The organism is Reyranella sp. GW821-FHT12G01 (assembly GCF_058806575.1).
Genome location: NZ_JBXAPV010000003.1, coordinates 520099 through 544991, shown reverse-complemented (window position 1 = coordinate 544991; position 24893 = coordinate 520099). Strand labels below are relative to the sequence as shown.

Here is a 24893-nt window from a genome sequence, read left to right as displayed (position 1 = left end):
ATCAGGAGGAAACGAAAATGGCGTTCATCATCAAGCGTCGTGAGTCGATCATTTTGGGTGCCGCGGCGGCGGCAATGGCGATGGCCCGCGGGGCCAACGGCCAGACCATTCCCAAGGCCGACGTGGCGCCGCCCAAGCTGCCGATCGAAAGCGGCGCGACGCTGCGCCTGATCCGGCCCGCGCGCTTCGTCGAGCCCGACGAGGTGATCTTCCGTGCCAACAGCGCCAAGTTCGCCAAGGAAACCGGCGTCGAGGTCAAGGTCGACCTGGTGGGCTGGGAAGACATCCGCCAGCAGACCGCCGTGTCGGCCAACACCGGCGCCGGCCCCGACATCGTCCTGGGCTGGGCGGAGGATCCGCACATCTACGCCGACAAGGTGATCGAACTCACCGACATCGCCGAATATCTCGGAAAGAAGTACGGCGGCTGGATGTTCTTGGGCGAGAAGTTCGGCAAGAAGGCCAAGACCAACAACTGGATCGGCCTGCCGATGGGTGGCTCGGGTGGCCCGCTCGTCTATCGCGCCTCGGCACTCAAGGAAGCTGGCTTCGACAAGGTCCCGACGACCCATGCCGACCTGCTGAAGCTCTGCCAGCAGCTCCAGAAGATCAAGAAGCCGGCCGGCTTCGCGCTCGGCAATGCGGTGGGCGACGCCAACGGCTTCGCCAACTGGATGCTGTGGAGCCATGGCGGCGCGCTCGTCGACGAAGACGGCAAGGTCATCCTGAACAGCAAGGAGACGATCAACGCGCTCAACTTCGTGAAGGAGCTCTATCCGACCTTCATCCCGGGCACGATGTCGTGGAACGACATCAGCAACAACCGGGCCTATGCGTCGAACGAGCTGTTCTTCACGGCCAACGGCGTGTCGATGTACTTCGCCCTCAAGAACGACCCGGCAACGAAGGCGATCGCCGACGACACCGAGCATGCCAACCTCGTGCAGGGTGTCGCCAGTTCGGCGCCGATGAGCGCCACGGTGCTGAACGGAATGGTGTTCAAGCACACCAAGTTCCCGAACGCCGCCAAGGCCTACCTGACCTTCATGATGGAAGCCGAGCAGTACGACCCGTGGCTGACCGGCTGCCTGGGCTACTGGTCGCATCCGCTCAACGCCTATGACAAGAGCAAGGTGTGGGAGAGCGATCCCAAGATCGCGCTCTACCGCAGCACGATGAACAATCGCTTCTGGAGCGGCTACAAGGGCCCCATCACCCAGGCCGCCGGCACCGTCGCCGCGGAATACATCCTGGTGCAGATGTTCGCCTCGGTGGCTTCGGGCCAGGCGACCCCGGCCGACGCGGCCAAGGAAGCGGAGCGTCGTACGCGCCGCTACTACCGCTAGGACCTGACAGGGAATGGCGCGACCGGCTTGACCGGTCGCGCCGCTCTCCCGCTCTTCGGAGGGAAGATGACCGTCGCCACGATGACAGACTGGAACCGGACCCGGACGCAGCACGGTTGGCTGGCGCGCCTGTTCGACAACAAGGCGTTCCTGATTTTCATGTGCCTGTTGCCGGCCTGCGGCCTGCTGATGGTGTTCCTCACCTATCCGCTGGGCCTCGGCATCTGGCTGTCCTTCACCGACACCAAGATCGGCGGCACCGGCAAGTGGATCGGTCTCGATAACTTCGAATACCTGATGGAGGACCCGCAGTTCTGGACCGCGGTCTTCTACAGCGTCTTCTATACGGGCGTCGCGACGTTCGGAAAGTTCGCGCTGGGCCTGTGGCTCGCACTGCTGCTGAACCGCCACCTGCCGCTCAAGAACCTGCTGCGCGCCATCATCCTGCTGCCGTGGATCGTGCCGACCGTGCTGTCGGCGCTGGCCTTCTGGTGGATCTACGACCCGCAGTTCTCGATCATCTCCTACTTCGCGGTCGACGTGCTCGGCATTCGCAGCAAGCCGTTCGACTTCCTGAGCACGACCTGGCCCGCGCGCTGGTCGCTGATCGCGGCCAACATCTGGCGCGGCATCCCGTTCGTGGCGATCTCGCTGCTGGCCGGCCTGCAGACGATCTCGCCCTCGCTCTACGAGGCGGCGCTGCTCGACGGCTCCACGGCGTGGCAGCGCTTCCGCTACATCACCTTCCCGCTGCTGCTGCCGATCCTGGCGATCGTGATGACCTTCTCGATCATTTTCACGTTCACCGACTTCCAGCTCGTCTACGCGATTACCCGCGGTGGCCCGATCAACTCGACCCATCTGATGGCAACGCTCGCCTTCCAACGCGGCATCGCCGGCGGCGAGCTGGGCGAGGGTGCCGCGATCGCCGTCGCCATGATCCCGTTCCTCGTGTTCGCCACGCTGTTCAGCTACTTCGCGCTCGCGCGCCGCAAGTGGCAGCAGGGAGAGGCCAATGACTAACGTCGCCACAGAGGCCCTGACGCCGACCAGCTCGACCGCTCCCGCCGAGGACATGGTCTGGGAGAGCCGTGGCCGTCGGCTGGTCACGATCTACCTGCCGCTGATCTGCTTCGTGATCCTGCTGCTCTTCCCGTTCTATTGGATGGGAATCACGGCCTTCAAGCCGAACGCGGAGCTGTACGACTACAAGACGTACAATCCGTTCCTGATCGGCAGCCCGACGCTGGATCACATCTACAAGCTCTTGTTCCAGACCTCGTATCCGAAGTGGCTGATGACCACGATGGGCGTGGCGGTCTGCTCGACCTTCCTGTCGCTGCTGTCGAGCGTGCTGGCGGCCTACGCCATCCAGCGCCTGCGCTTCCGGGGCAGCCAGTATGTCGGCCTCGGCATCTACCTTGCCTACCTGGTGCCGCCGTCGATCCTGTTCATTCCGCTGGCGACGACGGTCTATCAGCTCGGCCTGTTCGACACGCCGCTGGCGCTGATCCTGACCTACCCGACCTTCCTGGTGCCGTTCTGCACCTGGCTGCTGATCGGCTACTTCAAGTCGATCCCGTACGAACTGGAAGAGTGTGCCCTGATCGACGGCGCGACGCGCCTGCAGATCCTGCGGCGCATCACGCTGCCGCTGGCGGTGCCCGGCCTGATCTCGGCCGGCATCTTCTCGTTCACCCTCTCGTGGAACGAGTTCATCTACTCGCTGGCCTTCATCCAGAGCAGCGAGAAGAAGACCGTGCCGGTCGCGATCCTGACCGAGCTCGTGTCGGGCGACGTCTATCAGTGGGGCTCGCTGATGGCGGGCTCGCTGCTGGGCTCGCTGCCGGTCGCGATCTTCTATTCGTTCTTCGTCGACTATTACGTCTCCTCCCTCACCGGCGCGGTGAAGGAGTAAAGGTCAAGCCACGGGGCCCGGCGGGCCCTGTGGATGCGGCACCGGCGTCGGCATGTCTTCCGGCGCGGGCATGCCGGGCTGGGCCGGCATCTCCGGCGGCACGGGATCGACCTTGCCGGGAGCGGGCGGAACGGCGGGGACTTCGCGCGGTGGGTCTGCGGCCTGTAGGGTCATCGTCGCGCTCTCCTGTTTGATTTCTTGAAGTTCAGAAAAACGAATGCCCGCCTCTCGGCGGGCATTCGGCTTTCAGGGATCAAGGACTAGTGGTCCTTGTTCTGCGGCTGCTGCTGCGGCTGACCAGGCTTCTGGTTCGGCTGCTGGTTCTGCTTCTGCTGCTGCTCGCGCTGGACCTGCTCACGCTGCTGGCGATCGCGATCCTGGCCCTGCGAAGGATTCTGCTTCTGGTCGTTCATGGTGTCGTTCTCCATGTTCGCCGCGATCGCCGGAATGGCGACCGCTGCCAATAAAACGTCCCGTTCGGGAACGTGGTTGCGCGACGCACCGTTTCTTTCGCTGCAGTCGATGACACGCGAAAAAACCCAACGATTACGGAGCGTTCCAATGACACGCAAACTTGCACAGGCCGCGATCTTCGCGGTTGCGTTCGCCGCCGTACCTCATTTCGCCTTCGCCGCGAACGATGCCGACTGCGCCGCCGAGTGGGCGCAGGCCGACGCCAACAAGGATGGCGTGATCGCCGGTCCCGAGGCGGATCGCTACATCGCCTATATCCGCATCCGCGCGCAGGCCGCGCCGCAGGATGGCCGCATTACCAAGGATGCATTCATGGCCGCCTGCAAGGGCGACGTGTTCAAGGCAAAGGCGCCGGACGCCGGCGCGCCGCTGAAGGGCGCCAACTCCTTCACCGAGAGCCAGGCCAAGGATCGCGCCGTCGCGGCCGGCTACACCGACATCGCGACCCTTGCCAAGGACAATGACGGAATCTGGCGCGGCGCGGCCAAGAAGGGCAGCGACCCGGTGAACGTCGCCGTCGACTTCAAGGGCAACGTCGTCTCGCAGTAACCAACCCTCACAAGGAGAGCCAACATGAAGACCATCGCGCGCGTCTATGACAGTTACGGTCAGGCAAGCCAGGTCGTGGCCGATCTCGAAGCGGCCGGCGCCGCCTCGTCCGACATCAACATCATCGCCAACCGCTATGTCTGCGAGGAGAGCGTGCGCGCCGAGGAGCCGTCCGGCGCGGGCGCCGGGGCCGGCATCGGCGCGGCGCTGGGCGGCACGGCGGGACTTCTGGCGGGGCTCGGCATGATCGCCATTCCGGGTCTCGGCCCGGTGGTCGCGGCGGGCGCGCTGGCGACGACGGCGCTGGGCGCGATCGCGGGCGGCACGGCTGGCGGCGTGGTCGGCGCGCTCGTGTCGGCAGGCGTGCCCGAGTCCGAGGCGCAGGTCTATTGCGAGGCGGTGCGCCGTGGCGGCACGATGGTGAGCGTCCGCACGTCGGAGGCCGACGAGCCGCGCGTGCTGCGCATCATGGATCAGCATCGCCCGATCGATTACATCGCGCGCGAGGCCGACTACCGGAAGGCCGGCTGGAAGAGCTTCGACCCTAAGGCCGATCCCTATACGCCGAGCCAAGCCGAGATCGAGCGCCTGCGCCGGCCGTATACGAACTAGGGCGAGCAGAGCTCAGATGCTTCCCCATTCAAATGGGGAAGTGCCCCTTCATAAGGGGCGATGGGGTCATAGGCCGAGCAAACCTATGACCCCTCCGTCGTCGTAAGACGACGACACCTCCCCATCTGAATGGGGAGGACGTTGGGTCCTTAGTTTTCCGGCACCTTGCCGATACGCTCGACGGCGATCTTCAGCCGGGCCGCGTCCTTGTCGAGGAAGGCCTGGAACTCGGGCGCGTCGAGATAGGCGATGGGCGTCTCGATCTTGGCCATCGCTTCCTTGAACTCCGGATCCTCGACCGTGCGCTTGGCCGCGTCGCGCAGGATGGTCAGGATCGGCACCGGCGTCGCCGCCGGCGCGAACAGGCCCGACCAGATGTAGAAGGTGGCGTCGTAGCCCAGCTCCTTCATGCTGGGCACGTCGGGCAGCGAGGCGAGGCGCTTGTCGCCCCACACCGCGAGCGCGCGCATCTTGCCCGCCTTGATCTGCGCCATCGCCGCCGACGGTCCCGAGGCAAGTGCATCGATCTGGCCGGCCAGCAGCGCCGCGACGGCCGGGCCGCCGCCCTGGTAGGGGATGTGGAACAGTTTTATGCCGGCGGCATTGGCGAATATCTCCATCGCCACATGCAGCGTGCCGTAGACGCCCGACGAGCCGTAATTGATCGTACCCGGCTTGGCCTTCGCGGCTTCGACCAGGTCCTTCAGCGTCTTGTAGGGGCCGTCCTCGCGCACCACGAGCACCGTGGGATCGGCGCTGATCAGGGCGATCGGCGCGAACTGGTCGAGCTCGTAGGACGGCGTGCGGCCCTGCAGCACATCGGCCACCGGCAGCACCGAGATCGACGACAGCGCCATCAGCAGCGTGTAGCCGTCGGGGGCGGAGCGGGCGGCCTGGGCCGTGCCCACCGCACCGCCGGCGCCGCCCTTGTTCTGGACGACGATCGACTGCTTCAGCAGCTTGCCCATCACATGCGCCGTCGGCCGGCCGGTGATGTCGGCCACGCCGCCGGGGGGGAAGGGCACGATCATGGTGATCGGCCGCGACGGATAGGCTTCCTGCGCCCGCGCGGGAAGGCCGAGCGGCAGCAGGGCTGCACCGGCCAGCAGGGAACGGCGCTTCATCTTTTCCTCCACTTTTTCTTGTTCGTTACTTCTTGCCGCCCGCCTTGGCCGCACCGGCGCGGGTGCCGGGATAGGTGGCGGTGAAGCCGAAGATGTCGGAGAGGGCGTTGGGCACCATGATCTTGTCGAGATCGTCGAGGCCCGCGGTCTTGGTGGGCTTCAGGCCCAGCACCAGCGGGCCCTTGGGCGCCTTCCAGTCGGTGATGAACGAGACGACCGCGTCGAGCGCCTTCAAGGTCTCACCGCTCTGGGCCTGGGCGAAGCCGCCGATCGCTTCGAGACCCGTGTTGACCAACTCGTCGGGCGTGATGCCCTCTTCCTTGGCGGCGGCGGGGACGAGCTTGGCGAACAGTTCCTTGTCGTCGATGGTGAAGGAGGCGCTGCGCAGCCGGCCCTCGTCCTTGGCAGTGTCCATGTCCGACTTGTCGCTCACGCCGTCGACGATCATCGACAGGGCAAAGCGCGCCTGGCCGCGCAAGGTCACTTCCAGCATGTTCAGGGTCAGCACCTTGGCCGCCGGATCGATGCGGTAGTCGAGCGCGATGTCGAACGGCACCTTCGGCACGCCGTAGGGCTCGAGCGCGGTGAACAGCTCGTCGTCGCCGGTCATGCCTTCGAGCTTGAGCTTGGCGAAGCGCGGGGCGAGATCGTCCTTGGCACCCTTCTTCAGGCGATCGAAGTCGAGATCCTCGACCGTCACCTTGTCGATCTTGACCGTGCTCTCCTTGTCGCCGGTCGCGGCGTTGGCCGGGACGACCGCGACGACGTCGTTCAGGACGAAGCCGGAGGCGCCGAGCGGCTGGGCGCTGCCGTAGGTGAATTTCTTGAGCTCGAACTGGGGCTTGATCTCCTTCTCGAAGCGCTCCAGCCCGTTCTGCGCCGAGGCGCCGGTGGCAAATCCAAACAGCAGCAACGCCGATACCAGCGCCGCGAAAACAACCCGCATGAGAGTCTCCCCATTGCCCGAACGCGGACACTAGCAGCGCAGGCAGACTGCGACGAGACTGGATATGGGTGCCCTCACCTATGCGAAGGGATGAATCGCTTCTGTCATGTGGCCGGGGCATGGTGCGCCCATCCAGATCCGACAGGAGACGAGACATGATCCGCAAGGCAAAGGCCGAATGGCGCGGCACCGGCAAGGACGGCACCGGCGATATCAGCAGCGATTCCGGCGTCCTGTCCAAGACGCCCTATTCCTTCAAGACGCGCTTCCAGGGCGAGAAGGGCACCAATCCCGAGGAGCTGATCGCCGCCGCCCATGCCGGCTGCTTCACCATGGCTTTGGCATTCCAACTGCAAACAGCTGGCTTCACGCCGACCCTGCTCGAGACCGAGGCCGCCATCTCGCTCGACCAGGACGGCGCCGGTTTCAAGATCAGCAAGTCCGCGCTGACCCTGGTGGCCGAGGTGCCGAACCTCGACCAGGCGACCTTCGACAAGCTGGCGGAGGCGGCCGAGAAAGGCTGCCCGGTCTCCAAGCTGCTCAAGGCGGAGATTACGCTCACCAAGACGTTGAAGTAGGTTCGATTACCAATCCCGGGGCGCCGTGTTTCGCGGCGCCTCTTCAGCCCAGGGGAGAAAACCAATGTTCCGTATGTTCGCCCGTTCGCTCGCACTGCCCGCCGCGCTGCTCGTCCTGCCGCTCGCGACGGCTTCCGCCCAGACGCTCAAGAAGGAAGACGCCGAGAAGATGGTGATCGGCCTCTACGCCGTGTCCGTCGCCGTCGACACCTGCGACCTCGACATCACCAAGGACCAGGAGAAGCGCCTCGAGTTCTGGATCGAATGGGCCGAGAAGCAGCTCAACATCGCCGATCGCAAGCTCGACAAGACCTACGACGCGATGGAGAAGGAAGCCGAGAAGAACAAGAAGGACTTCTGCGAGAAGATGATGCCGATCGCCAAGCAGGCGCTGAACGATCTGCCCGCCTCTATGTAGGGGCTACTTCTTAAGCTCGATCCACGCGGGCGCGTGGTCGCTCGGACTTTCCCGCCCGCGTTCTTCCCGGTCGACGCCGCCGCGCTTCAGGCGCGAGGCGAGGCCGGGGCTCAGCAGCAGATGGTCGAGGCGCAGGCCCGCATCGCGTTCCCAGCGTTGCCGCATGTAATCCCAGAACGTGTACATCGGCTTGTCGGGATGCAGGGTGCGCAGGCTGTCGGTCCATCCCTGCGCCAGCAGCTTCCTGAAGGCCGCGCGCGGCGCCGGCTGGACCAGCGCGTCGTTCTTCCAGGAGCGCAGCGAATAGATGTCGAAGTCGGTCGGCACGACGTTGTAGTCGCCCGCGAGCACGACCGGCGCGCCGCTCTTCAGCAATGACTTTGCGTGCATCTGCAGGCGGCGCATCCAGTCTAGCTTGTAGGTGAACTTCGGCCCGGGCTGCGGATTGCCGTTGGGCAGATAGAGACAGCCGACCACCAATCCTTTCACGGCCGCCTCGATGTAGCGGCTCTGCACGTCGGCACGATCCCCCGGCAATCCCTTGCGCGTCAGCACGGGCGCCGTCCTGCGCCCGAGGATGGCGACGCCGTTCCAGGTCTTCTGTCCGTGCCACACGGCGTGATAGCCGGCGCGCCGCAGCTCGGCCTCGGGGAACGCCTCGTCGGCCGCCTTCAGCTCCTGCAGGCAGACGATGTCGGGCTTGGCGCGCTTCAGCCAGGCCAGCAGGTTGGGCAGCCGCCGGTTCACGTTGTTGACGTTGAAGGTGGCGATCTTCATGGCGTCAGCGATAGCCCGCGGCCTGCAACTCGAAGAGCTCGGCGTAGCGGCCCTGCTGCGCGATCAGCTCTTCGTGCGTGCCCTGCGCCTCGACCTTGCCCTCGGCCAGCACCAGAATACGGTCGGCCATGCGCACGCTGGAGAAGCGGTGCGAGATCAGCACCGCGGTCTTGCCCGCGCTCAGCTCCTTGAAGCGCTTGAACACCTCGTATTCGGCGCGGGCGTCGAGCGCGGCGGTCGGCTCGTCGAGGATCAGCACCTCGGCCTCGCGCATGTAGGCGCGAGCGATGGCGATCTTCTGCCACTCGCCGCCGGACAGCTCGACGCCGTTCTTGAAGCGCTTGCCGACCATCTGGTCGTAGCCGTGCGGCAAACGGCCGATCACCTCGTCGGCCTGGCTGCGGTTGGCGGCGCGCGCGATGCGCTCGTGGTCGCCGCGGGCCTCGATCCTGCCGACCGCGATATTCTCGCCGGCCGGCAGGTTGTAGCGCACGAAGTCCTGGAAGATGACACCCATGCTGCCGCGCAATTCGTCGAGCCCGTAATCGCGCAGGTCGCGCCCGTCCAGCAGGATGCGGCCCTCGTCGGGGTCGTAGAGCCGCGTCAGCAGTTTTACGAGCGTGGTCTTGCCCGCGCCGTTCTCGCCGACCAGCGCCACGACCTCGCCCGCCTTCAGGGTGAAGGAGAGATGGCGCACTGCCCAGCGCTCTGCGCCGGGATAGATGAAGCCGACATCCTCGAACACGAAGCCTTCGCGAATCGGCCTGGGAAAGGACAGGGGATCGGCGGGCGAATGGATCTCCGGCTGGACCTCGAAGAAAGAAAAGAGATCGTCGAGATAAAGTGCCTGTCCCGCCACCGAGGAGAAGCCGCTCAGCAGCGATTCCAGCAGGGTGCGCAAGCGGCGGAACGAGCCCGCCAGGAAGGTGAGATCGCCCACCGAGAATTCGCCAGTGAGCGTGCGCCAGGCGATGTAGGCGTAGGCGAAGTAGTAGCCGATCGTGCCGATGGTGGTGAACAGCCCGCCCCAGCCGGCGCGGCGCAGCGCGAGGCGACGGTTGGCGTCGTAGAACGACGTCGCGAGTTTCCGGTAACGCTCGATCAGGAAGTTATTGAGGCCAAAGATCTTCACTTCCTTGGCAGTCTCGACGCTGGCCGCGGTCTGGCGGACATAGTCGAGCTCGCGCCGCTCGGGCGTGCGGCCGAAGTCGAGCGAGTAACTTTGGGCGTTGAAGTGGGCTTCGCCGAGGAACGCCGGCACCAGCGCCACCAGCAGCAGCACGATCAGCCACGGCGCGAAGACGATGAGGCCGGCCGCGAGGCTCGCCACGGTGACGAGGTCCTGTGCCTGCGAGAAGAGCTGGCTCATCAGCGTCATGCGCCCGCTGGTCTGGCGGCGCGCGCGTTCGAGCTGGTCCTGGAATTCGGCATCCTCGAAATCTTCGAGGTCGAGCGTCGCGGCATGTTCCATCAGCCGCACGCTCGACGAGGTACTGACCTGCTCGGCCAGAAGACCATCGACGAAGGTGACGATGCGGCCCAGCACGTCGGCCAGCACCGCGACCGCGAACTCGGCCGCCAGCAGGAGACCGAGCTTGTTGAGATGGCCGCTGTCGAGCCATTGCTGCAGGCTCACCGGCTTGTCGGGCAACTGCACCAGCATCACGACGTCGTCGATGATCAGCTTGCCGATGTAGAGCGTCGCCACCGGCAGCAGCGCGCGCAGCAGGCGCAGCACGATGGTGGCGGCGGTGAGCGACGGGCTCGCTGCCCAGACCATGGCGAGGAACGGCCGCAGGTTCCTGAGTGCGCCGACCCGTTCGCGGAAGGAGCTGGCAGTGATCGCCGACGGTGAAGGCATCCCGGTCTAACCCCCGTGAGGGGGTGCGGGTTCCCGCTCAGGCATCCGGCAGCGACTGGGCATCCAGCCACTGCCGCGCGAGATGCAGTTCGCGGAAGATGGCGAGGGGGCGCCGCGCCGTGGCGGCGGCCGCGAAGACCTTGGCCTGCTCGAAGCTGCTGTCGGAGGCGGCGACGATCGCCAGCGGACCGACCTGGCCGTGCTGGGCGTAGAGCACGACCCTTGCGCCGAGCGCCTGCAGGTTCTCGCTGCTGAGAGCTGCGGGCGTGTGGGTGATCTCGAAGATCTTGCGATAGCCCATCGCGCCGTCGGCGGTGACGCCGGCGAAATAGCGCTCGATGTCCGCCACCGTCACCTGCTCCTTGGCGACGGCAACGACCAGTCGGTCTGCATGCGAGATCGTCCACTGAACGGGCATGGGCGGAATTCTAGCACGGAACGGATGACGGGCGGGACCCGGAGACGGCATAGTGCGGCCCGGGGGAGTTACCATGAGCATCCGCGTCCGTACCGTCGTCCTCGCCGCCTGGTTCGTTGCCTCGATCCTGGCGGCTCTCGCACCGGCCCAGGCCGAAATCCTGCCGACCCCGCCGGGGTGGCAGATCGAGCGGGCCGTCGTGCTGAACCGGCATGGCGTGCGTTCGCCAACCGCCCCCAACGATCAACTCGACAGATACAGTGCAACGGCCTGGCCGACCTGGCCGGTCGAGCCCGGCTTCCTGTCGCCGCGCGGCGAGGAGCTGATACGCCTGATGGGCGGCTATTACCGCGTGCTCTACGGCGGGCGTGGCCTGATCCAGGCCGACGATTGCCCGACCGTTGGCACGGTCGCGGCGTGGACCGACCTCGACCAGCGCACCCGCGCCACCGGAGCGGCGATCCTGGCCGGCATGTATCCGCGCTGTGCCAACCTGCCGCTGCGCAACCAGGCCAATTTCACCGTGCCCGATCCGCTGTTCCGTCCGCAGCCGACCGCTTCCTGCCCGATGAACGCCACCGCCAACCGCGCCGCCATCATGGCGCGGCTGGGCGGCAGCTTCGCCGGGACCCAGAGCGACTACGCCCCGCAACTCACGATGATGCAGTCCGTCCTCTGCCCGTCCGACGCGACCAAGGGCGTGGGCGGCGGTAGCTGCGGCGAGGCCGGCGTGGCGTCGAGCGTCGTCAGCGATGCCGACGGCTGGGTCCGGATTCGCGGACCGATCGGCTATGCCTCGTCGGCCGCCGAGAATTTCCTGATGCAATCGGCCGACGGCATGCCGAAGGATCAAGTGGCGTGGGGCCGGCTGGCGAGCGACGCCACGCTGAGGGAGTTGCTGTCGATCCATCAGTTCGCGCAGGACCTCACCCAGAAGACGAAGCCGATCGCCCAGCAGCGCGGTTCAAATCTTCTGTCGCTGATCGGCGCCATCCTGGTGAACGGTCACAACTTCCCCGGCCATGCCGCAACCGGCCAGCCGGTGCGCCTCGGCCTGCTGGTCGGTCACGAGAGCAACATCCACAACGTCGCCGCGCTGCTGAACCTCTCCTGGCAGATTCCGGGCTTCCTGCCGGCCGAAGCGTCGCCGGGCGGTGCACTGGCGTTCGAGCAGTTCCACGAGATCCGCGGCGGCAAGCGCTACGTGCGCATCGCCTACTACGCGCAGACGCTGGACGAGATGCGCCGCCGCGCGCCGCTCAACTATCGCGACCCGCCGGGCATGACGCAGGTCGCCCTGCCGGCCTGCGCCGCGGAGTCGGTCAACAACGCCTGCCCGCTCGAGACCTTCCTCAAGATCATCAAGGAAGCGGTCGAGCCTGCGTGCGTCACGTCGAACGCGGGGAATTACTAAGAGCAGCTTCCTTCCTCCCCATTCAAATGGGGAGGTGGCGGCGTCTTACGCCGCCGGAGGGGTCAGAGGTGCAGCGCCACCGCGGATGACCCCATCGCCCCGTATGACGGGGCACTTCCCCATTTGAATGGCGAAGAACTCTAACGATCCGACACCAGCCGCTCACGGCCGAGTGCCGTGATGGCGTCGCCTTCATGTGTGCTTTCGATCAGCGCGAGATGAAGAAGGCGCGCGCGATGCTCGTCGGGCATCGAAAGCGCCACGCCGTCGCCCAATGCACGCAACGAAGCGAGGGCCGCCTGCGTCAACGGTGCGATCAGGCCCTTGGGCATAGTTCGAATGTCTCTTGGCATCACGTATATCGACCTCCGTATTGGAGGTGTTAACGCGAGGGTCTTGCGGAAGTTGACCGCGCACAGCTCGATAACGCCGGGAACCGCCCCGACTTTGCCCAGTTTCGCGGCCGGCGTTTGCGTTGAAATCTAGGCTTCGGCGGCGACTCGCGACGGCGGTTCGAGCAACGACACCAGCACACGTTCGAGCGTCTCTGACTCGAGCGGCTTCGGTAGAACCGGAATGTTGGCGTAGCGCCGGTCGATGCTGTCGCGCTGGTAGCCGGTGATGAAGATGAACGGCACGCCGCGCGCGATGAGAAGATCGGCGAGAGGATCGGCCAGTTCGCCGGCAAGATTGAAGTCGAGCAGGGCTCCGTCGAAGCGTTCGCTGCGCGCCGCCGCCATGCCGTCGGCGAGGCCACCATAGGGACCGACCACCGTGGCGCCGAGATCCTCCAGGATGCGCTTGGCCATCATGCCGACCAGCACCTCGTCCTCGACCATCAGCAGGCGCCGGCCGGCGAGACTGCGCGGGCGGGGCGAGGGCGCGATGCGGGGGCCTTCGGTCGCCGGCTTCGGCACGGGCGTGGGGCCGACGATCTGGGCGCGCGGAATGGAGAGGCGGCAGTGCAGCCCCTCGGGCCGCCATTCGTAGAGCACGCCGCCGCGGAACTGCGCCTCGATCGAGGAACGCACGATCGACAGACCGAAGCCCAGCGACTTGGGCTCGGCGGCGGGTGGACCGCCGGTCTCGGTCCAGTCGACGACCAGCGCCTGGTCGTCGATCGTCCAGACGAGGCGCAGATGGCCGGTATCGGTCGACAGCGCGCCGTACTTGGCGGCGTTGGTTGCAAGCTCGTGCAGCGCCAGCGCCACAGCTTGCGCGGTGGCGGGCAGGAGCATGGCGGGCGGACCGCCGGATTCGATCCTCTGGCGATGGTCGGTGCGGTAGGGCGCCAGTTCCTCGTCGACGATCTGGTTCAGGTTCGCGCCCTGCCAGCGTGTCGCCGACAGGAGATTGTGCGTGGCGGCGAGCGCATGGATGCGACCCTCGACCGTCGACACGAACTCTGGCGTGCTCTTGGCCTTGGTGAGGCGCAGCACCGACAGGACCACGGCCAGCATGTTCTTGGCGCGATGATCGACCTCGCGCGCCAGCACGAGCTGGCGCTCCTCGGCGCGCTTGCGGTCGGTGATGTCGACGGTGACGCCGTTCATGCGAACCGCATTGCCGTCGGTGTCGCGCAGGATCACGCCGGCGCCGTAGCACCAGCGGATCTCGCCGCTCGGGCGGATGACACGGAACTCGACCTGGAAGCGGCTGTCGCCGGCGGCGACGATGCTGCCGACCGTGTTCTTCTCGCGGTCCTCGGGATGCATCATCGCCTCGACGCGCTCGACCGTCGGCACGAAGGTGGTCCGGTCGACGCCGAAGATGCGGTAGGCGCCGTCGTCCCATTCGACCTGGCCGGTTGCCACGTCGACTTCCCACGATCCCATGTCGCCGGCGCTGAGAGCGATCGAGCGGCGCTCCTCGCTGCGGCGGAGCTGCTCGGTCTGCGCCTCAAGCTCGGCGGTGCGCTCGGCGACCCTCTTCTCCAGTTCCTCGTTCATCGCCTCGAGCTGGCGGGTCTTGCGGTAGAGCTCGATGAAGACGCGCACTTTTGCGCGCAGTACCTCAGGGACGACGGGCACCGTCACGTAGTCGACCGCGCCGATCTCGTAGCCGCGCAGATGGTCGGTCTCGGCAATCTGCACCGCGGAGACGAAGATGATCGCGAGCTTCTGGAAGCGCGGATGCTCGCGGATCATGGCGGCAAGCTGGAAGCCGTCGATCTGCGGCATCACCACGTCGATCAGCACGACCGCGACGTTCTCCAGCTTGAGCAGCAGGCCCAGCGCCTCGTGCGGCGAGTTGGCCTTCACGAGATTCTCGCCCAGCTCGCCGAGAATGACCTCGTAGCTCAGCAACTTCGCCGGCTGATCGTCGATCAGCAGGATGTCGACCTTGTCCATGGGGGCTGAAACCGGGGCCAAGGTCAACGATGCAGCCAGAGACGCAGCGCCGAGAAGAGCTGCTCGGTGTTGACCGGCTTGGCGAGATAGTCGGACGCGCCGGCCTCCAGGCATTTCTCGCGGTCGCCCTTCATCGCCTTGGCGGTCAGCGCCAGGATGGGCAGACGGCGCAGCGCCGGCTTGCTGCGGATCAGCGCCATGGTCTCGTAGCCGTCCATCTCCGGCATCATGATGTCCATCAGCACGATCGAGACGTCCGGCGACTTCTCGAGGATCGAGATGGCCTCGTGGCCGGTCGTGGCCGTCAGCACCCGCATGCCGCGCCGCTCCAGTGCGCTCGACAGCGCGAAGATGTTGCGAGCGTCGTCGTCGACCACCAGCACGGTCCGGCCGGCCAGCACCTCGTCGGATCCGTGCAGGCGCTCCAGCATGCGCTGCTTCTCGGGCGCGAGTGCGGCCGCGGCGTGATGCAGGAACAGCGACGTCTCGTCGAACAGCCGCTCGGGCGAGGCCGCGCCCTTGACCACGATGCTGCGCGCCATCGAGTGCAGGCGGCCTTCCTCCTCGGCCGTGAGGTCGCGGCCGGTGAAGACCACGACCGGCAGGTCCGCGAGCGCCGGATCGGCCTGGATGGCTTCCAGTACCTCGAAACCCGACATGTCGGGCAGGCGCAGGTCGAGCACCATGCAGTCGTGCCGCTGGGTGTGCAGCAGCTCCAGTGCCTCCTTGCCCGAACCGACGGTCGTGATCTCGACATCGGGATGATCGAGCAGGGCCGCGACGCTCAGGCGCTCGCCCTCGTCGTCCTCGGCGATCAGCAGCCGCTTGCGGCGCGGCTGGACGTAATCGTTGATACGCGCCAGCGCGGCGCTCAGGCCCTCGGTCGTGGTGGGCTTGCTGAGATAGGAGAAGGCGCCGCGTGACAGTCCCTGCTGGCGGTCCTCGTCCATGGTGAGGATCTGCACCGGGATGTGGCGCGTCTCCAGCGTGCGCTTGAACTGGCTGAGCACGTTCCAGCCCAGCATGTCGGGCAGGAACACGTCGAGCGACATGGCGACGGGCTTGTACTGCAGCGCGAGGTCGAGCGCTTCGGAGCCGCGCGACGTCACGACCGCTTTCAGTCCGGCGGCATGCGCGGCATCGACCATGATGCCGGCATAGTTGGCGTCATCCTCGACGATCAGCAGGGCGCGGTCGCCGGCCTGCAATTCGTGACGGTCGTCGGGGAACTGGTCGGCGAGATGCTCGGGCAGCGCCACCATCGGCAAAGGCTGCGAGCCCGCTCCTTGGGTCGGCTGGCGCACGGCCGTGCGCGGGCCGGTGTACATCATCGGCAGGAACAGCGTGAAGGTGCTGCCGACGCCGGGCGTGCTGCGAAGGGTCAGCTCGCCGCCCAGCAGGCTCGCCAGCTCGCGGCTGATCGCGAGGCCGAGACCGGTGCCGCCATACTTGCGGCTGGTGCTGGCATCGGCCTGCTGGAAGGCCTCGAACACGATCTTCTGCTTCTCCATCGGAATGCCGACGCCGGTGTCGGTGACCTCGAAGGCCACGACCGAACTTGCCTGATTGAGCGCCCCGTTGTCGGTTCGCCAACCGCCCGTCACCGGCACGGCCCGCAGCCGCACGCTGCCCTCGGCGGTGAACTTCATGGCGTTGGACAGCAGGTTCTTCAGGATTTGCTGCAGGCGCTTGGAATCGGTGACGATGGACCGGCCGAGATGCGGATCGGCCTGGACCTCGAAGGTGAGGCCCTGCGATTCGGCCTGATGGCGGAACGGGCGGGCCACCGTCTCCAGCACGTTGGCGAAATAGATCTCCTCGGCATCGACGGTGACGGTGCCGGATTCGATCTTGGAGAGATCGAGGATGTCGCTGATCAGGTTCAGGAGATCGGTGCCGGCGCCGTGGATGGTGCGGGCGAACTCGACCTGCTTGGCGCGCAGGTTGCCGTCGGGATTGTCGGCGAGCTGCTGGCCCAGGATCAGGATGGAGTTGAGCGGCGTGCGCAGCTCGTGGCTCATGTTGGCCAGGAACTCAGACTTGTAGCGCGAGGTCAGCGCCAGTTCGGACGCCTTCTCTTCCACGGCGCGTCGGGCCTGCTCGATCTCCTGGTTGGCGCGCTCGACCTCGGCGTTGCGCTCGGCGAGCTGCGCGGCTTTCTGTTCGAGCTGGTCGTTGGTCTGCTGCAATTCGCCCTGCTGGCTCTGCAGCTCACCCGCGAGTTTCTGCGACTGCTGCAGCAGGCTCTCGGTCTGCATGGTGGCTTCGATCGAGTTCAGCACGATGCCGATCGAGGCGGTGAGCTGTTCGAGGAAGACGATCTGCAGTTCGGTGAAGGTGCTGAGCGAGGCCAGCTCGATCACCGCCTTGACCTGGCCTTCGAACAGCACGGGCAGCACGATCAGGCTCTTCGGTACCGCGCGGAACAGGCCCGAGGTGATCGGGCGCGCCGCTTCCGGCATGGTCGAGATGTGGATCGGCCGCCCGTCGGCGGCGCACTGGCCGATCAGGCCCTCGCCGACCCGCATGAACTCGGGGTGGCCGTCGCCCACGGCGTCGGCATAGACGGACAGCAGGCGCAGACGCGGCGTGCCGTCGTCCTGGGTCTGGTAGATCACCGCCTGGTGGGCGTCCACGAGCGGCGTCAGTTCGCTCAGGATCATGCGGCCGACGGTGCTGAGGTCACGCTGGCCCTGCAGCATGTTGGTGAACTTGGCGAGGTTGGTCTTCAGCCAGTCCTGCTCGGTGTTGCGCTCCGTCGTGAGACGGAGATTGTCGATCATGGTGTTGAGCTTGTCTTTCAGCTCCGCCACTTCGCCCAGCGCGTCGACCTGAATGGACCGCGTCAGGTCGCCCTTGGTGACGGCGGTCGCCACCTCGGCGATGGCGCGCACCTGGGTGGTGAGGTTGGCAGCCAGCAGGTTCACGTTGCCGGTGAGGTCCTGCCAGGTGCCGGCGACGCCCGGCACCTGCGCCTGGCCGCCGAGTTTTCCTTCCGTGCCGACCTCGCGCGCCACGCGCGTCACTTCGCCGGCAAAGCCGTTCAGCTGATCGACCATCGTGTTGATGGTCTCCTTCAGCTGCAGGATCTCGCCGCGCACGTCGACGGTGATCTTCTTGGAAAGGTCGCCGGTCGCGACGGCGGTGGTGACCTCGGCGATGTTGCGGACCTGGGTGGTGAGGTTCGCGGCCAGCAGGTTCACGTTGTCGGTGAGGTCCTTCCAGATGCCGGCGACGCCCGGCACCTGCGCCTGGCCGCCGAGCTTGCCCTCGGTGCCGACTTCACGCGCCACACGGGTCACTTCGCCGGCGAATCCGTTCAGCTGATCGACCATCGTGTTGATGGTGTCTTTCAGCTGCAGGATCTCGCCGCGCACGTCGACGGTGATCTTCTTCGAAAGATCGCCTGTCGCGACGGCGGTCGTCACTTCGGCGATGTTGCGGACCTGGGTGGTGAGGTTCGCGGCCAGCAGGTTCACGTTGTCGGTGAGGTCCTTCCAGGTACCGGCGACACCGGGCACCTGGGCCTGGCCGCCGAGCTTGCCCTCGGTGCCGACCTCGCGCGCCACGCGGGTCACTTCGCCGGCGAAGCCGTTCAGCTGATCGACCATCGTGTTGATGGTGTCTTTCAGCTGCAGGATTTCGCCGCGCACGTCGACGGTGATTTTCTTCGAAAGGTCGCCGTTGGCGACGGCGGTCGTCACCTCGGCGATGTTGCGCACCTGGCCGGTGAGGTTGGTGGCCATGAAGTTGACGTTGTCGGTCAGGTCCTTCCAGGTGCCGGCGACGCCCGGCACCTGCGCCTGGCCGCCGAGCTTGCCTTCGGTGCCGACCTCGCGTGCGACACGCGTCACTTCGCCCGCGAAGGAGTTCAGCTGATCGACCATCGTGTTGATGGTCTCCTTCAGGCGCAGGATTTCGCCCGAGGCATCGACGGTGATCTTCTTGGACAAGTCACCGCCGGCCACCGCGATGGTGACGTCGGCGATGTTGCGGACCTGGGTGGTGAGGTTCGCGGCCAGCAGGTTGACGTTGTCGGTGAGGTCCTTCCAGGTGCCGGCGACACCGGGCACCTGCGCCTGACCGCCCAGCTTGCCCTCGGTGCCGACCTCGCGCGCCACGCGGGTCACTTCGCCGGCAAAGCCGTTCAGCTGATCGACCATCGTGTTGATGGTCTCCTTCAGCTGCAGGATCTCGCCGCGTACGTCGACGGTGATCTTCTTCGACAGGTCGCCGGTCGCGACGGCGGTCGTCACCTCGGCGATGTTTCGGACCTGCGCGGTGAGGTTGGTCGCCATCGAGTTGACGTTGTCGGTGAGGTCCTTCCAGGTGCCGGCGACGCCCGGCACCTGCGCCTGACCACCGAGCTTTCCTTCGGTGCCGACCTCGCGCGCCACGCGCGTCACTTCGCCGGCGAAGCCGTTCAGCTGATCGACCATCGTGTTGATGGTGTCCTTCAGCTGCAGGATCTCGCCGCGCACATCGACGGTGATCTTCTTGGAAAGATCGCCGCGCGCCACGGCGGTGGTCACGTCGGCGATGTTGCGCACCTGGTCGGTGAGGTTGCCGCACATCGCGTTCACCGAATCGGTGAGATCCTTCCAGGTGCCGGCGACGCCCGGCACGATCGCCTGGCCGCCGAGCTTGCCCTCGGTGCCGACCTCGCGCGCCACGCGCGTCACTTCCGAGGCGAAGGAGCGCAGCTGATCCACCATCGTATTGATGGCTTCTTTCAGCTGCAGGATCTCGCCGCGCACGTCGACGGTGATCTTGCGCGACAGGTCGCCGTTGGCCACGGCGATGGTGACGTCGGAGATGTTGCGCACCTGGGCCGTCAGGTTGTTGGCCATCGAGTTGACGCTCTCCGTCAGCTCGCGCCACACGCCCGTCACTTCGCTCACCTTGGCCTGGCCGCCCAGCTTGCCGTCGGTGCCGACCTCGCGCGCCACGCGGGTCACCTCGGAGGTGAACACCGACAGCTGCTTGATCATGGTGTTGACGATGGTGGCGGCGCGCAGGAACTCGCCCTTCAACGGGCGGCCGTCGACGTCGAGCCGCACCGTCTGCAGCAGGTCGCCCTGCGCCACGGCGCCGATCACGCGGGTGACCTCGGTGGTCGGCCAGACCAGGTCGTCGATCAGCGTGTTGACCGAGCCTTCCATCTCGCCCCAGGCACCGGCCGACAGGCCGAACTTCACCCTCTGGCGCGTGCGGCCCTGCTCGCCGACCGACTTGCCGATGCGCTCGAGCTGGTAGGCCATGCTCTCGTTGCCGGCCGCGATGTCGTTCACCACCGCCGCGATCTTGCCCAGGGTGCCGTCATGGTCGCCGGTCAGGCGGACGGTGAAGTCGCCGCCGCGCAGGGCTTCGAGCACGCCCAGCAGGTCGCGCAGATCAGGGGTCGGTGGTGCGGCCCGGCGGGCTGTCGGGGGCGTCGTGCTGGTCGGCCCGTTGGCCAATGAAGAGCCGGCGTCGGCGGTCATGCAGAAAGCCCCCTCGGATCGGGAGCACACCGGCTGCGGATTTATTTCGGTTCCTTTGGAACCGCCTCCGTGCCCGGTTAGACCCCCCGCAACGACAGACAACGCGGGTCGCTGCCGCGGGTTGCACGTTCTCACGCAGATGACTTAGAGTGGTCAGACCACGGACTGACCAAGGGCGAAATGCTCGATATCGTTCGGCAGGACAACGAGGAAACGCCAAGCGGCGCAGACCGCGTCTTCACCTTCTTCCGCGACCGGCTGCTGTCGGGCGAACTGAAGGCGGGCGACCGGCTGCTGGGCGAACGGGAGCTCGCGCTGGCGCTGGGCGTCAGCCGGCCGGTGCTGCGCGAGGCGCTGCGCTCGCTCGCGATGCTCGGCCTGCTCGAAATCCGCCACGGCCGCGGCACCTATGTGCGCTCGGCCGACGCCTCGGTGCTGGGCCAGGCGCTCACGCTTTGCCTCGCGCCCGAGCCCAACATCCTCGACGACGTGCTGCAGGCCCGCATCGCCATCGAATGCCAGGCCATTCGGCTCGCCTGCGCGCGGGCCAGCGAACGCGACCTGCAGGCGATCGCCGCACTTCTGGATACGCTGGTCGATTCGCTCGACGATCCCGAGCGCGGCGGCGAGGCCGACTATGCCTTCCATCTCGCGCTGGTGCGGGCGAGCGGCAGCGGTGCGCTGATGAAGATCTACGAGGCGATTTCACCCTTGCTGATGCGCAGTCATGTCGAGCGCCGGCGCGACACGTTCCGCGAGCCCGCGATCACCTCGGGCCTCGTCGACGCCCATCGCCAGGTGTTTCTGGCGCTGGCGGAGCGCAATCCCGACGAGGCCGAGAAGCGCCTGCGCGAACACTTCGCGATCGGCGACGGGCTTCGCCGCAACAACCTCATCTCCACCTATCAGACAAAGGGCACCAACCCATGAAGATCGTCGTCGGATCGGATCACGCGGGCTTTCCCATGAAGGCCGAACTGCTCGCCTTCCTGCGCGAGCGTGGCCACGAGGTGGAGGATGTCGGCTCCTACGATCCCAACCCGGTCGATTTCCCCGACGTCGCGCGCAAGGTCGCGGCGTCGATCACGTCCGGCAAGGCCGAGCGCGGCCTGATGGTCTGCGGCACCGGCGTCGGCGCTTCGATCGGCGCCAACAAGATGAAGGGCATTCGGGCGGCCGTGTGCCACGACGTGCATTCGGCGCATCAGTGCGTCGAGCATGACGATGTGAATGTGATGTGCATCGGCGCACAGATCGTCGGTCCCTGGCTCGCCAAGGACCTGATCGCGGCCTACCTCGACGCCAAATTCTCGACCGCCGAGGAGTTCCGCCGGCGCGTGGCAAAGCTCGCGGAGATGGATGCGGGCCGCTAAGCTCGGGCAACGATAAGACGCAAAAAATCAAACGGAGGAAACGATGAAGAAGATGATGACGGCCGTCGCGATCGCGGCGGTGGCGATGATGGGCACCGCGCAGATCGCCAACGCCGATGCGCTCGACGACATCAAGAAGTCCGGCAAGATCCGCATCGCCGTCGACCTCGGCGTGCCGCCCTACGGCATGACCGACGACAAGATGCAGCCCTCGGGCTCCGACATCGACACCGCCAAGGCTCTGGCCAAGGATCTGGGCGTCGAGTTCGTGCACGTGCCGGTGACCGGCGCCTCGCGCATCCCCTCGCTGCAGACCGGCAAGGCCGACCTGGTGATCTCCTCGCTGTCGGTGACGCCCGAGCGCGCCAAGGTCATCGACTTCTCGATGCCCTACGCGGTCCTGCGCACGGTGATCGCCGCGCCGAAGAACGTGAACGTGAAGAGCATGGCCGAACTCGACGGCAAGACCGTCGGCACCGTGCGCGGCACCACGCATGATACGCAGCTCACCAAGGAAGGTCCCAAGGGCATGAAGCTGACGCGCTACGAGGACGACGCCACCGAAGGGCAGGCGTTCCTCAGCGGCCAGGTCGACATCTTCTCGACCGCCGAGATGCTGGTCGGCCAGCTCAACAAGAAGAACCCGAACCGCCAGGCCGAGGTGAAGTTCGTCCTCGACACCTTCAAGCTCGCCATCGGCGTCAAGAAGGACGAGGACCGTCTGCTGGCCGAGGTGAACAAGTGGATCGCCGCCAAGATCAAGGACGGCACCCTGAACGCCATCTACAAGAAGCAGTTCAACACCGACCTGCCCGACGTGATCCTGAAGCAGTAAGGGACATCGCGCACACCCGGTCCGGCCCGTGTCGTACAAGCTCGATTTCGCGTTCCTGGCCGACAGGTGGCCCGACTTCGTGGCGGGCGCCTGGCTCACCATCCAGCTCACCGTGGCGTCGATCGCGCTGGGCTTCGTGGTCGGCACGGTATGCGCACTGGGCCGCGTCTATGGCGGCCCGGTCCTGAGGCGGCTGGTCGGCGCCTATGTCGAGACGATCCGCAACACGCCGCTGCTGATCCAGATCTTCATCGTCTATTTCGGACTGGCGAGCCTCGGCCTGAAACTCAGCGCCGAGGTCTCCGCCATCGTGGCGCTCACGGTCAACATGGGCGCCTACACGACGGAGATCATGCGGGCCGGCATCCAGTCGATCCAGCGCACCCAGCTCGAGGCCGCCGATTGCCTGGGCCTCACCCGGCTGCAGACTATCCTGCACATCGTATTGCTGCCGGCGATGGAGCGCGTCTATCCCGCGCTCTCCAGCCAGTTCGTGCTGCTGATGCTGGCCTCGTCCATCACCTCGCAGATCTCGACCGAGGAGCTGACGGCGACCGCCAACCTGGTGCAGTCCGACACCTACCGCAGCTTCGAAGTCTACATGATCGTGGCGGTGGTCTATCTCGCGCTGTCGGCGCTCTACCGCCTCGCGCTCTGGGCCATCGGGCTCGTGCTGTTCGAGCGCAAGCGCCGGCTGGGGACGCCGCTGTGATCCAGCTCGGCGCCAACCAGATCCTCTACATCGTCGAGGCGGCGCGCTGGACGATCCTGCTGTCGCTGATCGCCTTTTTGGGCGGCGCGATCGTGGGCCTGCCGCTGGCGCTGATGCGCGTGTCGGAGTCGAGGATCCTGCGCGGCCTCGCCAGCGCCTACATCCAGATCATCCAGGGCACGCCGCTGCTGATCGTGCTGTTCCTGTCCTATTTCGGCCTCGGCATCCTGGGCCTGAAGCTCGATCCGCTGATCGCCGCCGGGCTTTCCCTCACGCTCTACGCCGCGGCCTTCCTGGCCGAGATCTGGCGCGGCTGCATCGAGGCGGTGCCGAAGACGCAATGGGAGGCGTCGGACTGCCTGGGTCTGAACGCCTTCCAGCAATATGCCTATGTGATCCTGCCGCAGGCCGTGCGCATCGCCACGCCGCCGACCGTGGGCTTCATGGTGCAGATCGTGAAGAACACCTCGCTCGCCTCGGTCATCGGCTTCGTCGAACTCGCGCGCGCGGGACAGATCGTCAACAACTCGACCTTCGAGCCGTTCGCGATCTTCGCCATCGTCGGCGCGATCTATTTCGTCCTCTGCTATCCGCTGTCGCTGGCGAGCCGTCATCTCGAGAGGAAGGCCCATGCCGGACGGTGATACCGTCATCCGCGTCCAGGACGTCGTGAAGGAATTCGGGCCGCTGCGCGTGCTGAACGGCGTCGGCTTCGACGTGACGCGCGGCCAGACCGTGGCGATCGTGGGCCGCAGCGGTTCGGGCAAGAGCACGCTGCTTCGTTGTATCGCCGGGCTGGAGACGATCCAGGGCGGCGCCATCGAGGTCTGCGGCCATGCGGTCGGCCGGCCAGGCAGCGAGGCGCGCGCCCAGTTGCGGCGCGACGTCGGCATGGTGTTCCAGAGCTACAATCTCTTCCCGCATCTCACGGTCGAGCGGAACATCACCTTGGCGCTGACGCTGGTGAAGAAGCAGCCGAAGGAAGAGGCGAAGAAGGTCGCGGCGGAAGTGCTGGCGATGGTCGGCCTCACCGACAAGCTGCTGTCCTATCCCGAGCAGCTCTCGGGCGGCCAGCAGCAGAGGGTCGCCATCGCGCGCTCGCTGGCGCTGAAGCCGCAGGTGATGCTGTTCGACGAGGTGACCTCGGCGCTCGATCCCGAGCTCACCGCCGAGGTGCTGGCGGTGATGGAGGATCTCGCGCGGCGCGGCATGACGATGATCACCGTCACCCACGAGATGGGCTTCGCCCGCCGCGTGGCCGACCTCGTCGTGTTCATGCATCGTGGCAAAGTCTGGGAAATCGGCCCGACCGCCGAACTATTCGCCGATCCAAGGACCGCCGAGTTCAAGCAGTTCGTCGGCAGCGAGCTTTAGTTTTGAACGCCTATGCATTCTTCCACCTCCCTCGTCACACTCCCGTCGTCCCGACCGGAGCGAAGCGGAGGGACCTCTTTTCCTCGGCTCAACGGCTGAGGGTGGAAATCGGATGGCGCGGCCGGAGAGAGGGGTTTACCGGCCCCCGAGGACCACGGCGCGAACGTCGTTGGGTCGTCTGACAGAAAGTCCTCTCCGGCCGATCTGAATTTCGTGCCGAAAAGTGGCGGCGGCAAGGACGATCTTGGCGGGTTGCGCGCCGATCTCGAGGCGGCCGGCCGGGCCGTGAAGGACGCTCAGGTGGCGTCGGGCCGTGCGATGGGGAACCCG

Annotated in this window: 24 protein-coding genes; 14 read left to right on the top strand and 10 right to left on the bottom strand. The window is 66.2% G+C overall.

The window, feature by feature from the left end:
- Positions 1-17: 17 nt before the first annotated feature.
- The 3 genes from AC1RP5_RS27600 (at position 18) to AC1RP5_RS27590 (ending at position 3264) form a co-directional block, all read left to right on the top strand.
- On the top strand, positions 18-1346 hold the full coding sequence (locus AC1RP5_RS27600) for an ABC transporter substrate-binding protein (RefSeq protein WP_493116011.1): 1329 nt from the start codon (positions 18-20) through the stop codon (positions 1344-1346).
- Positions 1347-1412: 66 nt separating this feature from the next.
- Positions 1413-2369, top strand: a complete 957-nt coding sequence (locus tag AC1RP5_RS27595) for a carbohydrate ABC transporter permease (protein ID WP_493116010.1) — start codon at positions 1413-1415, stop codon at positions 2367-2369.
- On the top strand, positions 2362-3264 hold the full coding sequence (locus tag AC1RP5_RS27590; protein WP_493116009.1) for a carbohydrate ABC transporter permease: 903 nt from the start codon (positions 2362-2364) through the stop codon (positions 3262-3264). Before AC1RP5_RS27595 ends, AC1RP5_RS27590 begins: the two co-directional genes overlap by 8 nt.
- 3 nt (positions 3265-3267) lie before the next feature.
- Here AC1RP5_RS27590 and AC1RP5_RS27585 read toward each other — a convergent pair whose 3' ends face one another.
- Together AC1RP5_RS27585 and AC1RP5_RS27580 are read right to left on the bottom strand one after the other, a co-directional pair.
- Complete coding sequence (locus tag AC1RP5_RS27585) at positions 3268-3438, bottom strand: hypothetical protein (RefSeq protein ID WP_493116008.1); 171 nt, start codon at positions 3436-3438, stop codon at positions 3268-3270.
- 86 nt (positions 3439-3524) lie between these two features.
- Complete coding sequence (locus AC1RP5_RS27580; protein ID WP_493116007.1) at positions 3525-3728, bottom strand: hypothetical protein; 204 nt, start codon at positions 3726-3728, stop codon at positions 3525-3527.
- Positions 3729-3825: 97 nt separating this feature from the next.
- On the opposite strand from AC1RP5_RS27580, the gene AC1RP5_RS27575 reads away from it, so the two are divergent.
- Positions 3826-4287 carry a hypothetical protein gene (locus tag AC1RP5_RS27575; RefSeq protein WP_493116006.1) on the top strand — a complete coding sequence of 154 codons (462 nt, stop codon included), beginning with the start codon at positions 3826-3828 and terminating at the stop codon, positions 4285-4287.
- A gap of 24 nt (positions 4288-4311) precedes the next feature.
- Positions 4312-4899 carry a hypothetical protein gene (locus tag AC1RP5_RS27570; protein ID WP_493116005.1) on the top strand — a complete coding sequence of 196 codons (588 nt, stop codon included), beginning with the start codon at positions 4312-4314 and terminating at the stop codon, positions 4897-4899.
- A 149-nt stretch (positions 4900-5048) separates the two neighbouring features.
- Here the strand turns inward: AC1RP5_RS27570 and AC1RP5_RS27565 are convergent, their stop codons facing one another.
- Both AC1RP5_RS27565 and AC1RP5_RS27560 read right to left on the bottom strand, forming a co-directional pair.
- Entirely contained in the window at positions 5049-6023 is a 975-nt protein-coding gene (locus tag AC1RP5_RS27565) for a Bug family tripartite tricarboxylate transporter substrate binding protein (protein WP_493116004.1), read from the bottom strand.
- Between the two features lie 25 nt (positions 6024-6048).
- Positions 6049-6969: an aq_1923 C-terminal domain gene (locus AC1RP5_RS27560; protein ID WP_493116003.1), complete on the bottom strand. Its 921-nt coding sequence runs from the start codon at positions 6967-6969 to the stop codon at positions 6049-6051.
- Between the two features lie 155 nt (positions 6970-7124).
- On the opposite strand from AC1RP5_RS27560, the gene AC1RP5_RS27555 reads away from it, so the two are divergent.
- Both AC1RP5_RS27555 and AC1RP5_RS27550 read left to right on the top strand, forming a co-directional pair.
- A complete protein-coding gene (locus AC1RP5_RS27555; RefSeq protein ID WP_493116002.1) occupies positions 7125-7547 on the top strand; it encodes an OsmC family protein in 423 nt (140 codons plus the stop codon).
- A 64-nt stretch (positions 7548-7611) separates the two neighbouring features.
- Entirely contained in the window at positions 7612-7965 is a 354-nt protein-coding gene (locus AC1RP5_RS27550) for a hypothetical protein (protein WP_493116001.1), read from the top strand.
- A gap of 3 nt (positions 7966-7968) precedes the next feature.
- Here AC1RP5_RS27550 and xth read toward each other — a convergent pair whose 3' ends face one another.
- The 3 genes from xth to AC1RP5_RS27535 are packed head-to-tail and all read right to left on the bottom strand — an operon-like array spanning position 7969 to position 11021.
- Positions 7969-8742, bottom strand: a complete 774-nt coding sequence (gene xth / locus AC1RP5_RS27545) for an exodeoxyribonuclease III (RefSeq protein ID WP_493116000.1) — start codon at positions 8740-8742, stop codon at positions 7969-7971.
- A gap of 4 nt (positions 8743-8746) precedes the next feature.
- A complete protein-coding gene (locus AC1RP5_RS27540) occupies positions 8747-10603 on the bottom strand; it encodes an ABC transporter ATP-binding protein (protein ID WP_493115999.1) in 1857 nt (618 codons plus the stop codon).
- Positions 10604-10640: 37 nt separating this feature from the next.
- Positions 10641-11021 (bottom strand): hypothetical protein, encoded by a 381-nt coding sequence (locus AC1RP5_RS27535; protein WP_493115998.1) that lies wholly within the window; start codon positions 11019-11021, stop codon positions 10641-10643.
- Between the two features lie 73 nt (positions 11022-11094).
- Between AC1RP5_RS27535 and AC1RP5_RS27530 the strand changes: the two genes are divergently transcribed.
- Positions 11095-12435: a histidine-type phosphatase gene (locus AC1RP5_RS27530; protein WP_493115997.1), complete on the top strand. Its 1341-nt coding sequence runs from the start codon at positions 11095-11097 to the stop codon at positions 12433-12435.
- A gap of 140 nt (positions 12436-12575) precedes the next feature.
- Here AC1RP5_RS27530 and AC1RP5_RS27525 read toward each other — a convergent pair whose 3' ends face one another.
- The 3 genes from AC1RP5_RS27525 to AC1RP5_RS27515 form a co-directional block, all read right to left on the bottom strand.
- On the bottom strand, positions 12576-12767 hold the full coding sequence (locus AC1RP5_RS27525) for a hypothetical protein (protein WP_493115996.1): 192 nt from the start codon (positions 12765-12767) through the stop codon (positions 12576-12578).
- A 150-nt stretch (positions 12768-12917) separates the two neighbouring features.
- On the bottom strand, positions 12918-14786 hold the full coding sequence (locus AC1RP5_RS27520; RefSeq protein ID WP_493115995.1) for an HWE histidine kinase domain-containing protein: 1869 nt from the start codon (positions 14784-14786) through the stop codon (positions 12918-12920).
- Between the two features lie 23 nt (positions 14787-14809).
- Positions 14810-20269, bottom strand: coding sequence for a HAMP domain-containing protein (locus tag AC1RP5_RS27515; protein ID WP_493115994.1), 5460 nt, complete (start codon positions 20267-20269; stop codon positions 14810-14812).
- A gap of 180 nt (positions 20270-20449) precedes the next feature.
- On the opposite strand from AC1RP5_RS27515, the gene AC1RP5_RS27510 reads away from it, so the two are divergent.
- The 6 genes from AC1RP5_RS27510 to AC1RP5_RS27485 are packed head-to-tail and all read left to right on the top strand — an operon-like array spanning position 20450 to position 24563.
- Complete coding sequence (locus tag AC1RP5_RS27510; protein WP_493115993.1) at positions 20450-21199, top strand: FadR/GntR family transcriptional regulator; 750 nt, start codon at positions 20450-20452, stop codon at positions 21197-21199.
- Complete coding sequence (rpiB, locus tag AC1RP5_RS27505; protein WP_493115992.1) at positions 21196-21642, top strand: ribose 5-phosphate isomerase B; 447 nt, start codon at positions 21196-21198, stop codon at positions 21640-21642. Before AC1RP5_RS27510 ends, rpiB begins: the two co-directional genes overlap by 4 nt.
- 43 nt (positions 21643-21685) lie before the next feature.
- The gene (locus AC1RP5_RS27500; RefSeq protein WP_493115991.1) at positions 21686-22477 is read left to right on the top strand and encodes a transporter substrate-binding domain-containing protein; all 792 of its coding nucleotides are present in this window, start codon (positions 21686-21688) and stop codon (positions 22475-22477) included.
- Between the two features lie 28 nt (positions 22478-22505).
- The gene (locus AC1RP5_RS27495; RefSeq protein WP_493115990.1) at positions 22506-23189 is read left to right on the top strand and encodes an amino acid ABC transporter permease; all 684 of its coding nucleotides are present in this window, start codon (positions 22506-22508) and stop codon (positions 23187-23189) included.
- A complete protein-coding gene (locus AC1RP5_RS27490) occupies positions 23189-23833 on the top strand; it encodes an amino acid ABC transporter permease (RefSeq protein WP_493116309.1) in 645 nt (214 codons plus the stop codon). Before AC1RP5_RS27495 ends, AC1RP5_RS27490 begins: the two co-directional genes overlap by 1 nt.
- A complete protein-coding gene (locus AC1RP5_RS27485; protein WP_493115989.1) occupies positions 23820-24563 on the top strand; it encodes an amino acid ABC transporter ATP-binding protein in 744 nt (247 codons plus the stop codon). The genes AC1RP5_RS27490 and AC1RP5_RS27485 overlap by 14 nt, the downstream gene beginning before the upstream one ends.
- Positions 24564-24893: the final 330 nt, after the last annotated feature.

What these genes read in the sequence shown, in the direction of transcription:
- AC1RP5_RS27600 (WP_493116011.1), top strand. Translation starts at nt 18, where the DNA reads ATGGCGTTCATCATCAAGCGTCGTGAGTCGATCATTTTGGGTGCCGCG.
- AC1RP5_RS27595 (WP_493116010.1), top strand. Translation starts at nt 1,413, where the DNA reads ATGACCGTCGCCACGATGACAGACTGGAACCGGACCCGGACGCAGCAC.
- AC1RP5_RS27590 (WP_493116009.1), top strand. Translation starts at nt 2,362, where the DNA reads ATGACTAACGTCGCCACAGAGGCCCTGACGCCGACCAGCTCGACCGCT.
- AC1RP5_RS27585 (WP_493116008.1), bottom strand. Translation starts at nt 3,438, where the DNA reads ATGACCCTACAGGCCGCAGACCCACCGCGCGAAGTCCCCGCCGTTCCG.
- AC1RP5_RS27575 (WP_493116006.1), top strand. Translation starts at nt 3,826, where the DNA reads ATGACACGCAAACTTGCACAGGCCGCGATCTTCGCGGTTGCGTTCGCC.
- AC1RP5_RS27570 (WP_493116005.1), top strand. Translation starts at nt 4,312, where the DNA reads ATGAAGACCATCGCGCGCGTCTATGACAGTTACGGTCAGGCAAGCCAG.
- AC1RP5_RS27565 (WP_493116004.1), bottom strand. Translation starts at nt 6,023, where the DNA reads ATGAAGCGCCGTTCCCTGCTGGCCGGTGCAGCCCTGCTGCCGCTCGGC.
- AC1RP5_RS27560 (WP_493116003.1), bottom strand. Translation starts at nt 6,969, where the DNA reads ATGCGGGTTGTTTTCGCGGCGCTGGTATCGGCGTTGCTGCTGTTTGGA.
- AC1RP5_RS27555 (WP_493116002.1), top strand. Translation starts at nt 7,125, where the DNA reads ATGATCCGCAAGGCAAAGGCCGAATGGCGCGGCACCGGCAAGGACGGC.
- AC1RP5_RS27550 (WP_493116001.1), top strand. Translation starts at nt 7,612, where the DNA reads ATGTTCCGTATGTTCGCCCGTTCGCTCGCACTGCCCGCCGCGCTGCTC.
- xth (WP_493116000.1), bottom strand. Translation starts at nt 8,742, where the DNA reads ATGAAGATCGCCACCTTCAACGTCAACAACGTGAACCGGCGGCTGCCC.
- AC1RP5_RS27540 (WP_493115999.1), bottom strand. Translation starts at nt 10,603, where the DNA reads ATGCCTTCACCGTCGGCGATCACTGCCAGCTCCTTCCGCGAACGGGTC.
- AC1RP5_RS27535 (WP_493115998.1), bottom strand. Translation starts at nt 11,021, where the DNA reads ATGCCCGTTCAGTGGACGATCTCGCATGCAGACCGACTGGTCGTTGCC.
- AC1RP5_RS27530 (WP_493115997.1), top strand. Translation starts at nt 11,095, where the DNA reads ATGAGCATCCGCGTCCGTACCGTCGTCCTCGCCGCCTGGTTCGTTGCC.
- AC1RP5_RS27525 (WP_493115996.1), bottom strand. Translation starts at nt 12,767, where the DNA reads ATGCCCAAGGGCCTGATCGCACCGTTGACGCAGGCGGCCCTCGCTTCG.
- AC1RP5_RS27520 (WP_493115995.1), bottom strand. Translation starts at nt 14,786, where the DNA reads ATGGACAAGGTCGACATCCTGCTGATCGACGATCAGCCGGCGAAGTTG.
- AC1RP5_RS27515 (WP_493115994.1), bottom strand. Translation starts at nt 20,269, where the DNA reads ATGACCGCCGACGCCGGCTCTTCATTGGCCAACGGGCCGACCAGCACG.
- AC1RP5_RS27510 (WP_493115993.1), top strand. Translation starts at nt 20,450, where the DNA reads ATGCTCGATATCGTTCGGCAGGACAACGAGGAAACGCCAAGCGGCGCA.
- rpiB (WP_493115992.1), top strand. Translation starts at nt 21,196, where the DNA reads ATGAAGATCGTCGTCGGATCGGATCACGCGGGCTTTCCCATGAAGGCC.
- AC1RP5_RS27500 (WP_493115991.1), top strand. Translation starts at nt 21,686, where the DNA reads ATGAAGAAGATGATGACGGCCGTCGCGATCGCGGCGGTGGCGATGATG.
- AC1RP5_RS27485 (WP_493115989.1), top strand. Translation starts at nt 23,820, where the DNA reads ATGCCGGACGGTGATACCGTCATCCGCGTCCAGGACGTCGTGAAGGAA.